The sequence below is a fragment of the Alteraurantiacibacter palmitatis genome (assembly GCF_037154115.1).
GTDB classification, from domain to species: domain Bacteria; phylum Pseudomonadota; class Alphaproteobacteria; order Sphingomonadales; family Sphingomonadaceae; genus Alteraurantiacibacter; species Alteraurantiacibacter palmitatis.
Genome location: NZ_JBANRO010000001.1, coordinates 375044 through 389282 on the forward strand (window position 1 = coordinate 375044; position 14239 = coordinate 389282).

Genomic DNA, 14239 nt, shown 5'->3' on the forward strand with positions numbered 1-14239 from the left:
GAGAGAGGACACGAGCAATGCAGGTCTATGACGCTCCCTTGCGCGATATGCGTTTCGTGCTGGACGAATTGTGGGTGGACGATGGCTTTGGCGATCTGCCCGGCCTGTCCGAGTTCGACAGCGAACTGACGGGTGCCATTCTGGAGGAAGCCGCGCGGTTCAGCCGCGAAGTGCTGCTGCCGCTCAACCAGCCGGGCGATCTGGAAGGGTGCCACCTGGAAAACGGCGTGGTGCGCACGCCCAAGGGGTTCAAGGACGCCTACAGGCAGTTCACCGAAAGCGGCTGGTCTGCGCTTGCCGCCAGCCCCGAATGGGGCGGGCAGGGCTTGCCCGAACGGGTGAACAAGCTGGTGGAGGAAATGACCTGCTCAACCAATCTGTCCTTCGGCCTTTATCCGGGCCTGACGCATGGCGGCGCGCTGGCGCTGGAAGCGCACGGCACCGACGAATTGAAGCAGCGTTACCTGCCCAAGATGACCAGTGGCCAATGGTCGGGCACGATGTGCCTGACCGAGGCGCATTGCGGCACCGATCTGGGGATGCTGCGCACCAAGGCCGAGCCGCAGGACGACGGCACCTACAAGATCACTGGCGCGAAGATTTTCATTTCCGCAGGCGACCATGACCTGACCGAGAATATCGTGCATCTGGTGCTGGCCCGCCTGCCCGATGCGCCTGCCGGAACGCGCGGCATTTCGATGTTTCTGGTGCCCAAATTCCTGCCGAAGGAAGATGGCACGCCCGGCCCATCCAACGGCGTGCTTTGCACGGCGCTGGAACACAAGATGGGGCTGAAAGCCTCCGCCACCTGCCAGATGCAGTTCGAAAATTCCACCGGCTGGCTGGTGGGGGAGGTGAACAAGGGCATGGCCGCGATGTTCACCATGATGAATGCGGAACGGCTTTCGGTCGGCATTCAGGGCCTCGGCATTGGCGAGGCGGCGTATCAGTCCGCTGCATGGTATGCGAAGGACCGCTTGCAGGGCCGCGCGCTATCGGGCGCGAAATATCCGGACAAGGCGGCCGATCCGATCATCGTCCACCCCGATGTGCGGCGGATGCTGATGATCATGCGCGCCAACAACGAAGGCTGCCGCGCGCTGGGCGCATGGGTTGCCCGCGCTCTGGACGCCGAACGCTTGAGCGAAGAACCCGAAGTGCGTGCACGGGCCGAGGATTTCGTGGCGCTGATGACACCCATCGTGAAGGCGCTGTTCACCGATCTGGGGCATGAGAATGCCAATCTGGCGGTGCAGGTCTATGGCGGGCACGGCTACATCTGGGACAGCGGCGTGGAGCAATATGCCCGCGATGCGCGCATTGCCATGATCTATGAAGGCACCAACGGCATTCAGGCGCTGGATCTGGTGGGCCGCAAGCTGGGGGCCAATACCGGCCGCCTGCTGCGCAGCTTCTTCCACCCCGTTTCCGCCTTTATCGAAGCGAATAAGGGTGATGGCCCGATGAAGCCGATGATCGAGGGCCTCGAAAAGGCGTTTGGGGCATTGCAATTGTCCACCGCCACCATTGCCCAGCGTGGCCTTGCCGATCCGGAGGAAGCGGGCGCGGCGGCGAGTGAATATCTGCGCCTGTTTGGCCTTGTCGCCATGGGATACTGCTTTGCCCGCAGCGCCCAGATCGCCGGGCTTCGCCTTGCCTTCGGCAGCGAGGACAAGGACTTCTACAAGGCCAAGATCACCACCGCGACCTTCTTCTTCGAACGGCTGCTGCCGCAGGTGTCGGCCCACTTCCTGTCGATCAAGGCCGGCAAGAAGAGCATGATGGCGCTGGCGGAGGAGGCGTTCTGAGCGCCAAGGCCGCCGATTTTGCCGCGCGGCTGGCGGTGCCTGCCATCGCCGCGCCGATGTTCCTGGTATCGGGCCCTGACCTTGTGGTCGCGTGCTCGACCTCCGGGCTTTGCGGCACCTTCCCGACGCTGAACGCGCGCACGACCGATACGCTCGACCAGTGGCTGGGCGAGATGGGCGAGCGGCTGGGGGATAAGCCTTTTGGCGCGAACCTGATCGTGCACAAGAGCAATCCGCGCGTGAGCGAAGACCTCGCATTGCTGGTCAAGCACAAGGTGCCGCTTGTCATCACCTCGCTCGGCGCGGTGCCCGATGTGGTCGAGGCGGTGCACAGCTATGACGGGATGGTGCTGCACGATGTGATTTCGGTGCGCCATGCGCAAAAGGCGATCGGCGCGGGGGCGGATGGCCTGATTGCCGTATGTGCGGGCGCGGGCGGCCATGCCGGTACGCTCAGCCCCTTTGCGCTCACGGCAGAAATTCGCGCCTTTTTTGATGGCCCGCTTGCGCTGGCAGGTGCGATCACGCATGGCCGCCACATTGCGGCGGCGCGGATGATGGGGGCGGATTTCGCCTATATCGGATCGCATTTCATCGCCGCGGAGGAGAGCATGGCAAGCGCGGCACAGAAGGCGATGATGGCAGAGGCGAAGGCCGCTGACATCGCCTATACCGACACGGTAACAGGCGTGGGCGCAAACTTCCTGAAGCCCAGCCTCGATGCTGCCAGCCTGCCCGGCACCGGCCACGGCGAACTTGCCCTGTCGGACGAGGCGAAGGCATGGAAAACCATCTGGTCCGCCGGGCACGGCGTGGGCGCAACCCAGGGCGTGCGGCCTGCCGCCGCCATCTGCGCCGATCTTATCAACCAATACCATGAAGCCCAAAAGGGATTGCAGCCATGAAGATACTGGTGCCTGTCAAGCGGGTGATCGATTACAATCTGAAGCCGCGCATCAAGGCGGACGGGTCAGGCGTTGATCTTGCCAACGTCAAGATGAGCATGAACCCGTTTGACGAGATCGCGGTCGAAGAAGCCATTCGCCTGAAGGAAAAGGGCGCGGCGACCGAAATCGTGGCCGTGTCCATCGGCCCCGCCAAGGCACAGGAAACGCTGCGCACCGCGCTCGCCATGGGGGCTGACCGCGCTATCCTGATCGAAACCGATGCCGAGGTTGAGCCGCTGGCAGTTGCCAAGCTGCTGAAAGCCATCGTGGACGAAGAGGCGCCGGGTCTTGTCGTGATGGGCAAGCAGGCGATTGACGATGACAGCAACCAGACCGGGCAGATGCTCGCCGCGCTGTGGGGCCGGGGGCAGGGCACCTTTGCCAGTGCGGTCGCCATCGAAGGCGATCACGTGGCCGTCACGCGCGAAGTCGATGGCGGTCTCGAAACGGTGAAGCTGGCCCTGCCCGCCGTGGTAACCACCGATCTCAGGCTGAACGAGCCGCGTTATGCCAGTCTGCCCAATATCATGAAGGCCAAGTCCAAGCCGCTCGCGGTGAAGAAGCCGGAAGATTACGGCGTCGATATCACCCCGCGCCTTGCCACGTTGAAGGTGGTGGAGCCGCCCGTGCGGCAGGCGGGCGAGATGGTGGCATCGGTGGATGAACTGGTGGCGAAGCTGAAGGCAAAGGGAGTTGTGGCATGAACGCGCTGGTTCTGGCGGAACACAATGACGGCAAGCTCAGCCCCGCAACGCTGGCAGCGGTGACGGCGGCGGTGCAATTGGGCGGTGATGTGCACCTGCTGGTCGCAGGCGGCAGCGATGCTGTGGCCGCCGAGGCGGCGAAGGTGGCCGGCGTTGCCAAGGTGCTGCACGCCGCCGATGCGGCGCTCAGCCATCAATTGCCGGAAAATGTCGCGCCGCTGGTGGCGCGCCTGATGGCGAATTACGACGCCTTTCTCGCCCCTTCCACCAGCACGGGCAAGAACATCGCCCCGCGCGTGGCCGCGCTGCTCGATGTGATGCAGGTGTCCGATATCCTTTCGGTCGAAGGGCCAAAGACTTTTACGCGGCCCATTTATGCGGGCAACGCCATTGCCACAGTGGAATCGAGCGACGCCAAGCTGGTCATCACCGTGCGCACCACCGCCTTTGAAAAGGCGGCAGCCGAGGGTGGTTCGGCGGCGGTCGAGGCGGTTGGCGGGGCTGCGGATGCCGGCCTCTCCAGCTTCGTCGGCCTTGAAGCCACCAAGAGCGAGCGGCCCGAACTGACCAGCGCGCGCGTGGTCGTGTCCGGGGGGCGGGCGCTGAAGGATGCCGATACCTTTGCCGCGCTGGTCACGCCTTTGGCCGACAGATTGGGCGCGGCCATCGGCGCGAGCCGCGCGGCTGTGGATGCGGGCTTTATCGGCAACGATCACCAGGTGGGGCAGACGGGCAAGATCGTCGCGCCCGAACTCTATATTGCGCTGGGTATTTCCGGCGCGATCCAGCATCTGGCGGGGATGAAGGATTCCAAGGTGATCGTGGCGATCAACAAGGATCCCGATGCGCCGATTTTCCAGGTGGCGGATTATGGCCTTGTGGCCGATCTTTTCACCGCGGTACCGGAACTCACTCAGAAGCTGTGAAGCTGGCGGCGACCTGCGCGGGATTTTCCGCGCAGGTGGTGACCACCAGATCGCGGGCGATCACCGTTCCTTGCACGGGCACTTGCAGCATTTGCGGGCTGGCAAGGCAAATGCCCAGCCGTTCCGCCTGCGCCGGATCGATCATCAACGCATAGGGGCCGGGGCGCACCTGTTCGAAAAAGTAATAGCCGCCGCGTTCGGTGCGCGCGGTGTGCGCCACTTCGCCCGCCGGATCGCGCAAGTGCAGCCGCAGGCCCGACACGCCGCGATTGCCTTCCCCGCCGACAAAGCTGACTGTGCCTTCCACCTCGCTCAACTCCACCACCGGAAAGGCGGCGACATGGATGCGCCCGGCGCGCGGCACGATCTCTATGCCCCGCCGTGCCGGAGCCATGGCGATATCGGGCAGGGTGGCAGGGTCGATCTGCACGCTCACCCGCTGGCCGTGGCCCAGATCGGTCAGCCGCGCCGTGCCGTTTGCGTCGGTCGTGGCCGCAGCGTTGAACACCGCGAAATCGACACCGGGCAAAGCCATGTCGCCGTGGGAAAACACGCCATCGCCATCGCGGTCGTGAAAGGCCTGCACCGCCACCCCGCCTGATGTGGCAAGGCCAGGCCGGTCGACAAAGAATTCCCGCCGCAAGGGATCGCGCCCGAAGCTGAGGCCAAGCCGCAGCGCCACGGCATAGCTGCGCTGGCGAAACGCGTATTGACCGTCCAGCGACAGGCTGAACCTGTCGAATGATCGCGCGGCGGACAGGCCCAGCGCAAGATCCTTTGCCTCGATCGCATAGGCCGCCGTCGCGCTCAGCAGCGTGCGCGGGTCAAGCCGGTGCGCCAGATTGCCGCCCACCTGCACCAGCGCCGCATCGGGCAGCAGGCGATAGCCCAGCGATCCGCGCAGCTGGGTGTCGCCGCGCCCGATGCTGGCGAGATCGAAATTGCCGACCAGTTGCGAAAAGCCGATTCCGCCCGGCGCGGCATTGCGCAGGTAATCGAGCGTGCTGGACAGGAGCAGCCCGTTCAGCCGTGCCGATCCGCGCACACCTGCGGCAAGGCGCGTGCGGCCATCGGCATATTCGGCCCTGCGCAGCCGCGCGGACAGCGGCAGCAGCACACCGGTCTCTGCGCTGCCCAGTTGCAGGGCGGTGTTGAAATCGACCTCGCTGGCGCGGCGCATGGCGGCGGTGTCGAGGCTGTGCACCTCGTCCACAAAGCCGCCGCCATATTCGAAATGCGTCAGCGCAAAGGAACCGCCCAAGAGCGGGCCGCCCATTCCCATGCCCAGCGCGTGCGCCATGCCGCTGGCCGCGCCGCCCGAAAGCCCCGCATCGCCCCGGATCGCCAGCGCGCCGATCCCGCTTCGCAGGCCGGTGGAGGCGAGCCAGCGCTGATCCAGCCCGTCTTGATACCACGCAGCGCTGGCCACGGCGGTGAAATCGGAATTGAGACCATAGGCCAGCTCGCCCGTTGCCTGCCAATCGCCATAGCGCAGGCCGGGGCGAAAATCCGGCCCCTCCACCCCCAGCAGATTGGTGCCGCGCTGCACCATGCCGAAACTGTACGTCAGCTGGCCGGCGGACAGACGCCCGTCACCCACGCTGATGCGGCGGACTTCCTCGCGCCGCTGGCCCTGCGGGCCGTAAAACACGAGGCGGAAGATGTTGAGGCCGTAATCCACCGGAATCTCAAGGAATTCGTATTGCCCGTTGACGGCCCGCGCGGTGGAGCCGAGCAGAATGTCGTTGCGGTAGAGTTCCACTTCGAACCCGTCCGGCAAGACCCCGCGCAGATCGATCCGGTCAAACACCGATGCCTGTTCCAGCGGCAGATTGGTGACGAAGCCGCCGCGCCCTGCCGTGCCGCGCAGGCCCAGCGGCAGGGAGGGCGTGGCGACATCGCCCAATTGAAACTCGGTTGCGCCAAGCGGCCCCAGAAGATCGCCATCGGCATCGCGGCGGCCCAGTTCCACCAGCGCCGCCACTAGCCCGTCGCGCGTGGTCGCGCCCAGGAACACCTGCCCGGTCATGAAGGCGACATCGCCCGCCAGCCACAGATCGCCTTCGGCGCGGGTGCCCTTGCCGGAATCGGACACGCCGCGCAGTTCCATGCTCGCCATCGGCACCGACAATGCGCGCCAGGGCGTCTCCTCGCGCGGGAAGGTGTCGGCATGGGTGCCGTTGCCGCCGCGCTGGCCCAATTGCGCGCGCAGCGCCTCGCGCCGCATCCGCTCTTCAAAGGGGAAAGGCTCGCGCGTGGTCAGCAGCACCGCCTGCGCGCGCAAATCGGGCGCAATATCGATCGGCAGCAGGCTGGCAAGGAAATCGCTGCGCAGATACAGATCGCCTTCGAACGCCTGCGCCATGCCGGGGGGCAAGCGCACTGTTCCCGCGGCCGTCGTCAATGTACCTTGCCTGAGGTCAATCTCGATCACCCGGTCTTCGGCCAGGAACCATCCCCCGGCAAATTGCCCCCCGTCGCTGACCCGGATTGCCAGATCGAGGATTTGCGCCAGTTCCCCCAGCGGCAGGTAGAGGCCCGCGCGCGTGCCATAGGCGATGATCGTATCGCTCGCCTGCACGCCTGCCACGCGCAGTTGCAGGATCAGTTCGTCCTGCGCACTGAACAGCGGCGCGCCCTCGGCTGCGGGAAAGACCGGCTGGCCAGGCGCAAGGCCGCGCGGCGGGGTGCGGGTGGCCGCCAATGTCGGGGCCATCGCGGGGGCAGAGGATGCCGCACGCGGCGCTGGCGGGGCCGCTGCGCTGGCATCGGGCAGCTGGGCCGGCAGCGCGGCCAGCGCGGTTACGGCTTCGCTGGCCGCGGGAATGGGGGCTTGTGCCGGTTGCGAGGCGGGCGCAGGCGGCGGCGGTAAGGGGGTAACCACGAGAGGCCGCGCCTGGGCGAGCGGCTGGGCCAATGGCGCCGATGGAGCCGGAACGGCAAGCTCCCCTGCCTGTGCCGGCGACGCGCCGATCACCGCCAGCTCCGCCGCGCTGAGAGGCTGCATGGCGGGTTCTCTGGTCAGCGCAGCATTCGGCGGCGCAGCTTGCGCGGGCGCTGCAAGCGGCGGTTCGGCCGCCACGGGCAAGGCTGCCATCGCGGATGCAGGCGACGGGAGATCGGCTTCATCGGGCCGGGCAAGCGCCGGTGCATCGCCTGCCAGCAGCGGCGCGGCCGCGGCGCGCAGATCGGCTTCCTTCGCCAGTGCCGCGCCAAGAATACCGGCTTGCCCGCGCGCGAGGGCGAGATCGCTGGCGCTGTGTGCAAGCCCTGCCTTGACCCGCCGCGACGGGGAAGCGGCTGGCACCGGCGCCTCGCCCGGTTCCGGCGGTGCAGCGATGACGGGTGCTGGGTTCGGCTGGGCCCGCCGCGCCAGCACCTCACGGCCCAAAGCGGCCACGTCCTCGCCGTCCGGGCCGGTCCATTCGCGTAATGGCGGGGGGGTGTCGGCCGTGCCCAGCCACAGCAGCGATCCGCCCACCAGCACCGCGCCGCCGGCCAGCGCCGACCCGATGGCAAGGGGGCCAAACCGGCGGAGCCTGCGGCCCGTTGTCACGGCACGGTGAATTCCTGCCGCGCCAGCACGGTGCCGGGCGCAAAGTCATCATCGGTATAGGTGAGCGTCAACCGCGTGCCGGGGCGCAGCAGCGCCCGGTCGAACGCCGGGTTGAGTGCCAGCAGCACAGGCCGCGCGTCGATTTCGGGATAGATCCCGATGCCGCGTGCCATTGCCACCGGCACATCGCTGCCCGGCACCGTGACCACGATATCGCCAAAGGCCGAACGCGTGCCGCTGCGCGTGATGGTCGCGGAAATGGCGGGGCCATCGGCCGTCTGCACGAGGCCAAGGTCTGTCAGCCCCACCTCCAGCGTGGTCTCACCCACCCGCATGATGACGGGAATGGCGATGCCGAAACGCGGGCGGATGGTGACGCCGATATTGCTCGGCCCGCCGCTTCCGCCACTCACCGCCTCCTCGATGCTGAAGCCCTGATCGACATCGGCGGGAATGGATACGGCCATGAAATGCGCACGGTATTCGCCATCGGGCAGATCGGCGGGCGGGCGGGCCATGATGCGCACCGTCTGCGCCTCGTTCCCCTGCAAGACCACGCGGCGCGGCGACCAGCGCAGCATCGCGCTGGCCGATGCAAGCCTTTCAACAGAGACGCCGGGCGGCAGATTGTCGAGCTGGTGCACCGATCCATCGGACGCCATGACCATGTCGACAATGCTGATCTCGTATTCGCCGGCATTGATCGTGCGGTTGTAGACGCCCACGCTGGCGGTGCGGCTGCGATCGGCCATCACCACGCGGCGGGGATAGAGGTTGATGTCGCCCATCCCGCCAACCGCCCCTTCGGGCGCAGCGGCAAGCGCGGGCGGGGCGGGCATTTCCAGCTCATCCGCATCCTGCGCCAGCGCGGGAAGTGCCAGCAGTGCCGGCGCGAGCGCAGCCGCCATCCGGCGCAAACGCATGGCAGCGCGCCTTTGGTTAACAAACACGGTAAACATCCCCTTACAAACCCGCCTTTCTATGTGGAAATGCGTAGGTTCTCGCAAGAGGAGGCTATTGGAAAATCACAGTTACCTGAAAATCGCCCGAATATTCGCCGGGCGCCTGATTGGCCGCGACCTGCAAGGTGCCGCCCACCCACAGCATGAAGATGCCGCTGGCGTCGAAACGGTTGGAGCCGTTGCGCATATTGGTGGTGATGTTGCGCACCTGCATCGTGGCCGACCCGTTCGAGATCGTGATCCGGTTCGGCAGAATGGCCACGAAGGCGCGGTTGGCTGTCCCGTCAAGCCGGAACAGTGCCGGGCCACGCCCGTCGGGTGGCTGCGGGATGGTCATCCCGGCTGCGATCTGGCCGGTTCCGGTGGCGGTGCCATCCGGCGCGATCACTAGTGTGCCCGCCGCCGTGGGCTGCATGAATGCACCAAAACGCAGGTCACGCAGATGCGCCAACCGGCCAAGTTCGGGCACTTCGGCTTGCGCGCTGCCCGTTGCGGTAGCGCTGTCGCCCGGCTGGGCGCAGACGGCGGCCGGGATCAGCGCAAGCGCAAGTCCAAAGCCCCGCCTAAGGTGGCGCAGGTCAGGCATGGATCAACCCCCAGGCGTAGGATGGGGGCGCGGCTATGTTATCCCCAAGAACCGCGCCCCCAAACGGGCTTAGTTGTAGGTGACGGTTACCGAATAGCTGCCGGTATACACGCCGGCCGGCTGGTTCGCGCCCACGGTCAGCGTGCCGCCCACATTGAAGCTGGCTGCACCGCTGCTGTCCAGCGTGTGGTTGGCGCGTGCATCGGTGGTGAAGGCCATGCTGTTGCTGCCCGACGACACAGTGCCGGCACCGGTTACGATGGAGAAGCGGCGGCCCGCATCACCGGCCACGCTGAAGCTGTCGGCGGCTTCGACCGAACCCGGCATCAGCGTCACATCGCCGCCGGCGGTGCCGTTGCCCGCACGCGAAACGGTGACGGAGCCGCCCACGGTGCCGGGCACGAAAGTGCCGAAGTTGAGCGTGGCGCCCGCATCATGCGTCAGCGTCAGCGGAGCGACGACTTCGGCGGTGGCGGCGCCATCAGCGGTGGACTGGTTGCCCGGAGCGGCGAGAGCCGGAACGGAAAGCACGGCAGCCGAGGCGGCGGCAAAAATTGCGATCTTCTTCATGATTATCCCCTGGTCTCTTTGTCTTTTCCCGCAAGAACGGGCCCGGACCGCAAGGCATGGTTAAGCCCCGCCTTCGGTCAGCCTGCGTATTATCCCGCAGTCGTTAATGAAAAGCTGATGCTGGAGGAAAAAAGTCGCGTTGCCCCATACTCTTAGGGCCGTGTCCTCAATCGTATGTCACGGTCACCGGCACGGTGGCATGGTAAATATCGGGTGAAGCGTGCCGGACGACAGTCAGTGTGCCGCCTACCGAAAAGGCACCTTCTCCCTCGGCGTCGAGCAGGGCAGTGCCCTCTCCGGCGCTCGCCAGGCTGTGCAGGGTAAGCGCGTGCACCGTCAGCCGGGCGGCGCTGCGCTGGCCGTGCGCTTCCACTGTTTCGGGCAATATGACACGGTAGCTGCGGCCCGGTTCCCCGCTCACCGCAAAGCGCGCGGCGTGCGGCTGGCAGCCCGGCTCGGCACCGCAAGCTGGCTGCACGCCTCCGCTATAGGATCCCGGCCCCCCGCGCGGATCGATCGTGACCATGCCGCCCGCTGCGCCGCCACCGGCCAGCGCTATCCGGCCAAAGGACAGGTCGGCCACGCTTGCGGCGCGGATCGGGCGGATCACCTGCGCGCGTGCCGTGCCGGAGGCGTTGGCATCCTGAGCGAAGACGGCGGGCGGGCCACCCGCACACAGGCCCAGCGCAAGCGCTGCCGCTATGCCCCGCGCCGGTCGATCGCGATGACGCTGACATCCACCGGGATGGGCAGGACAAGCTGCGCGCCGCCGAAATGGCGCGTTACGTCGAGTCTCCCTCCCACCTGAAAAGTGCGGCTGCATATGCGTGTCCGGCAATCGCTTATGATTAGCCGGAACGGGCGCCCCGGCGTAATACGCATTGCCCCTGGAAGATCGGTTTCAAACGCGGACAGGCGCGCCTCCACGCCTCCCATGCGGGCTTGAGGAGGAACGCTGATCACGACTTCGAGTTCCAGTTCCATCGCGTTGCGGCTCTGATTGCCGCGGTCATAGCTGATGGTGAAGCGCGCGGGCCCGGTCGGCCGCCCTTCCAAAGCGATGATCCCTACATCGCTCAGCGCCCCGGTGGCGCTGACGGTGCGGCTGCCGCTGCCAAACACCATGAAGGTGCCAAAGCTTAATTCGCGTTCGGGCAGGATGGAGACCTGCGGCGTGTTGGCAAGCGGCATCGAACCGGGAAGGCCCAGCCCGGCCAGCAGTCCCAGCAGGGTGAGAAGGCGTCCAGGTGGACGGGGGCAGCTTGCTCCTGCCTTACCCGCTTCCACCGCCCCGATCAGGCCCACTGCCGTCCCCTGAAATTGCCTAGCCGCCACCTTCCTGCATCAGGTCGCGCAGCTTGACCAGTGCCTGCGTCTTTAACTGGTGGACGCGCGGCACGCTGACCTCCAGCACTTCGGCGATTTCGGTAAGGTTCAGTTCTTCCACGAAATAGAGCTGCAGCACCAGTTGCAGCCTTTCGGGCAATTCGTGCATGGCTCGTGTGAGCCGGGTCGCATCCTCCAGTTCGCACAAGACGGCAAAGGGATCGGGCAGATCGGTGGCGAAGGCGGCGGAATGGTCGTCATAGGCCTCGTCCAGCGGGGCGAGGTGGACTTGCATGGCATCCGCCGCCGCCAGATCGGCGGGCGAGATGTCGAGATGCGCAGCCAGCTCTGCATCGCCCGGCTCGCGCCCCAATTGCTGGCGCAGCAAAGTGCGCGCCGCGTCGATTTCGCGGCGCCGGCGAATGGCGGCGCGGCTGCTGGGCAATTGCCTGCGCACCAGATCAAACATCGCCCCGCGCACGCGGATCTTGGCATAGGCGGCAAAGCCATCCTCGGTCGGGCCGGTGTGGTTGCGCGCACATTCGGTGAGCGCGATATAGCCTGCCTGCACCAGATCCTCGATTTCCAGCCCCTCGCGGCCGGTGCCGTGGATATGCCAGGCGGCCTTCTTCACCATCGGCACGAACCGGCGGATGCGGTCGGCCACGATATCCTGCGCGCCATAGGCAGCGGAAACGGAGCCGGTCCTGCCGGCAAAGGGGGAATGGTCGTGCTTCATGCGGCTATCGCTTGCGTGTCATTGGTGTCGGGAAGAGCGTGCGGGGCCTGTTGTTGCCCGCCGATAACCGCCACCACGTCCACCGGCTGGGTGGGGGGCAGTTCGGCAATGGACAGCACCAGGCAATGGGGCGCGCGCTGGCGCAGCAGGCTGGCGAGCGCGCGGCGGGCGGGCGGCTGCACGATCAGCGCCAGCGCGCGGCCATCGGCCTGCGCGGCCAGCGCGGCGTTCACGCGTTCGGCAATCATCCGGGCGCAATCGGGCTCGATCACCGGCTGCCCGGTGCCCGGATCGCGCATTCCGCCAATGATCGCGCTTTCCAGTGCAGCGTCGAGGGTGAGCACGCCCAGCACCTGATCCGGCGGGCAGATCTGCCCCACGAGCCAGCCGCCCAGATCGGCGCGGATATGGTCGATCAGCGGATCGAAATCGCGCGTGGTTTGCAGGCCGATGGCGAGGCTGGACAGGATCGGCAGCGGATGGGCCAGACTGATCCCGTCGGCCAGCAAGTGCCGCAGCAGGCGGGTCAGCGCCGCCAGCGACAGCGGATCGGGATGCACCGCCTCCACCAATCCGGGCGACTTTTCGCGCAAGCCGTCGAGCAGGCTGCGCACTTCTTCCGGCCCCAAAAGCTGATCGGCGCGGGCCAGCAGCAATTGGTTGAGATGGGTGGCGATCACCGTGGCGGCGTCCACCGTCAGGAACCCTTCGGCAATGGCATGGTCGCGTTCGGCCAGCGGCAGCCACAAGGCGGGGCAGCCAAAGCTGGGATCGCGCGTGGCATCGCCCATCAGGCTGTGGCCGGGGCGCACTTCGCCGGTGTCGATCGCCAGAATGCAATCGGGCCGCGCCTCGGCCCGCGCCAGTTCGACGCCCCCCACCACGATGCGGTAGGCATTGGCGGGCAATTCCAGCGAATCCCGGATGCGGAACTGCGGCACGACAAAGCCGAAGGTTTGCGACAATTGCTTGCGCACCCCGGTGATCCGGGTGACGAGGGGGGAGCCCTTGGCCTCCTCCACCAGATGCACCAGGCCAAAGCCCACCTCCAGCGTGACCAGTGTCTGGTCGCTGACATCGGAAATGTCGATGCGTTGCGCATCGACCGGCTCCACCGGTTCGGCATCAACCACCGGGGCCGTGTCCAGATGTTTTTTGAGCACGCGGTAGAGCCAGAAGGCAAGCCCCGCGGCGGGCAGGAAGATCATCTGCGGCATGGCGGGCACCAGCCCGATGGCGCCCAGAACCAGCGCCACCGGCAACCAGCTGCCGGGGGCAGAGAATTGCCGCGAAATCTGCCCCACCAGATCGCTCTGGTCGTTCACGCGGGTCACAATCGCCGCAGCGGCAATCGACAGCAGCAGCGCGGGCACCTGCGCCACCAGCGCATCGCCCACGGCCAGTGTGACATAGACCTGCGCGGCCTCACCTGCGGACAGGCCGTGGGTAATCATGCCCAGCGCAAATCCGGCAATGATGTTGACGCCCAGGATCAGCAGCGCGGCAATCGCATCACCCTTCACGAATTTGGAGGAACCATCCATCGCGCCGTAGAAATCGGCCTCGGTCGCCACTTCGGCGCGGCGGGCGCGGGCTTCTTCGGCGGTCATCAGCCCGGCGGCGATATCGGCATCGATCGCCATCTGCTTGCCGGGCAGGGCATCCAGCGTGAAGCGCGCCGACACTTCGGACACCCGGCCCGCGCCCTTGGTAATCACCACCATGTTGATGATCATCAGGATGACGAACACGAACAGGCCGACGGCAAAATTCCCGCACACAAGGAAGGCGGCAAAGGCCTCGATCACCTGCCCGGCTGCCGCCTCGCCTTCATGCCCGTTGACCAGCACTACGCGGGTGGAGGCGACGTTCAGCGCCAGCCGCAGCAAGGTGGCGAACAGGAGGACGGTGGGAAAGACCGAGAAATCGAGCGGCTTCTTGGCGTTCAGCGCCGCCATCAGAATGCCGATCGACAGCGCGATGTTGAACACGAAAAACGCATCCAGCATCAGCGTGGGGATGGGCAGCACCATCATGGCGATCAAGGTCATGATGCCGACAGGCAGGGCCAGCGCGGAGGGGGCGAAGGGCAGTTTCATAAAGGCGCGCTCGCTC

The 14239-nt window shown here is 66.3% G+C and carries 12 protein-coding genes; 4 read left to right on the plus strand and 8 right to left on the minus strand.

The genetic code is table 11. The features are described 5' to 3' along the window. Positions 1 to 17 precede the first annotated feature (17 nt). Genes WFP44_RS01500 through WFP44_RS01515 form a run of 4 tightly spaced genes read left to right on the plus strand, consistent with a single transcriptional unit; the run spans position 18 to position 4385 of the window. The gene (locus tag WFP44_RS01500) at positions 18 to 1808 is read left to right on the plus strand and encodes an acyl-CoA dehydrogenase C-terminal domain-containing protein (RefSeq protein WP_336924565.1); all 1791 of its coding nucleotides are present in this window, start codon (positions 18 to 20) and stop codon (positions 1806 to 1808) included. 56 nt (positions 1809 to 1864) lie between these two features. Then, positions 1865 to 2713, plus strand: coding sequence for an NAD(P)H-dependent flavin oxidoreductase (locus WFP44_RS01505; protein WP_377923112.1), 849 nt, complete (start codon positions 1865 to 1867; stop codon positions 2711 to 2713). Continuing rightward, positions 2710 to 3459, plus strand: a complete 750-nt coding sequence (locus WFP44_RS01510) for an electron transfer flavoprotein subunit beta/FixA family protein (RefSeq protein ID WP_336924567.1) — start codon at positions 2710 to 2712, stop codon at positions 3457 to 3459. Before WFP44_RS01505 ends, WFP44_RS01510 begins: the two co-directional genes overlap by 4 nt. Next, positions 3456 to 4385 (plus strand): electron transfer flavoprotein subunit alpha/FixB family protein, encoded by a 930-nt coding sequence (locus WFP44_RS01515; RefSeq protein ID WP_336924568.1) that lies wholly within the window; start codon positions 3456 to 3458, stop codon positions 4383 to 4385. Before WFP44_RS01510 ends, WFP44_RS01515 begins: the two co-directional genes overlap by 4 nt. Here the strand turns inward: WFP44_RS01515 and WFP44_RS01520 are convergent. The 8 genes from WFP44_RS01520 to WFP44_RS01555 all read right to left on the minus strand — a co-directional run bounded on the left by WFP44_RS01520 (position 4369) and on the right by WFP44_RS01555 (position 14223). Further along, positions 4369 to 7941 carry a carboxypeptidase-like regulatory domain-containing protein gene (locus tag WFP44_RS01520; RefSeq protein WP_336924569.1) on the minus strand — a complete coding sequence of 1191 codons (3573 nt, stop codon included), beginning with the start codon at positions 7939 to 7941 and terminating at the stop codon, positions 4369 to 4371. The two genes, WFP44_RS01515 and WFP44_RS01520, sit on opposite strands and share 17 nt — an antisense overlap. After that, complete coding sequence (locus WFP44_RS01525) at positions 7938 to 8864, minus strand: hypothetical protein (protein WP_336924570.1); 927 nt, start codon at positions 8862 to 8864, stop codon at positions 7938 to 7940. Before WFP44_RS01525 ends, WFP44_RS01520 begins: the two co-directional genes overlap by 4 nt. Before the next feature lie 91 nt (positions 8865 to 8955). After that, positions 8956 to 9489: a DUF4402 domain-containing protein gene (locus tag WFP44_RS01530; protein ID WP_336924571.1), complete on the minus strand. Its 534-nt coding sequence runs from the start codon at positions 9487 to 9489 to the stop codon at positions 8956 to 8958. Positions 9490 to 9558: 69 nt separating this feature from the next. Further along, positions 9559 to 10059, minus strand: a complete 501-nt coding sequence (locus tag WFP44_RS01535; protein WP_336924572.1) for a DUF4402 domain-containing protein — start codon at positions 10057 to 10059, stop codon at positions 9559 to 9561. Positions 10060 to 10225: 166 nt separating this feature from the next. Next, complete coding sequence (locus WFP44_RS01540) at positions 10226 to 10669, minus strand: DUF4402 domain-containing protein (RefSeq protein ID WP_336924573.1); 444 nt, start codon at positions 10667 to 10669, stop codon at positions 10226 to 10228. A gap of 89 nt (positions 10670 to 10758) precedes the next feature. Then, positions 10759 to 11364 carry a DUF4402 domain-containing protein gene (locus WFP44_RS01545; protein ID WP_336924574.1) on the minus strand — a complete coding sequence of 202 codons (606 nt, stop codon included), beginning with the start codon at positions 11362 to 11364 and terminating at the stop codon, positions 10759 to 10761. A gap of 19 nt (positions 11365 to 11383) precedes the next feature. Beyond that, positions 11384 to 12124 carry a sigma-70 family RNA polymerase sigma factor gene (locus WFP44_RS01550; RefSeq protein WP_336924575.1) on the minus strand — a complete coding sequence of 247 codons (741 nt, stop codon included), beginning with the start codon at positions 12122 to 12124 and terminating at the stop codon, positions 11384 to 11386. Continuing rightward, on the minus strand, positions 12121 to 14223 hold the full coding sequence (locus tag WFP44_RS01555; RefSeq protein ID WP_336924576.1) for a flagellar biosynthesis protein FlhA: 2103 nt from the start codon (positions 14221 to 14223) through the stop codon (positions 12121 to 12123). The genes WFP44_RS01550 and WFP44_RS01555 overlap by 4 nt, the downstream gene beginning before the upstream one ends. Between the last annotated feature and the right edge of the window lie 16 nt (positions 14224 to 14239).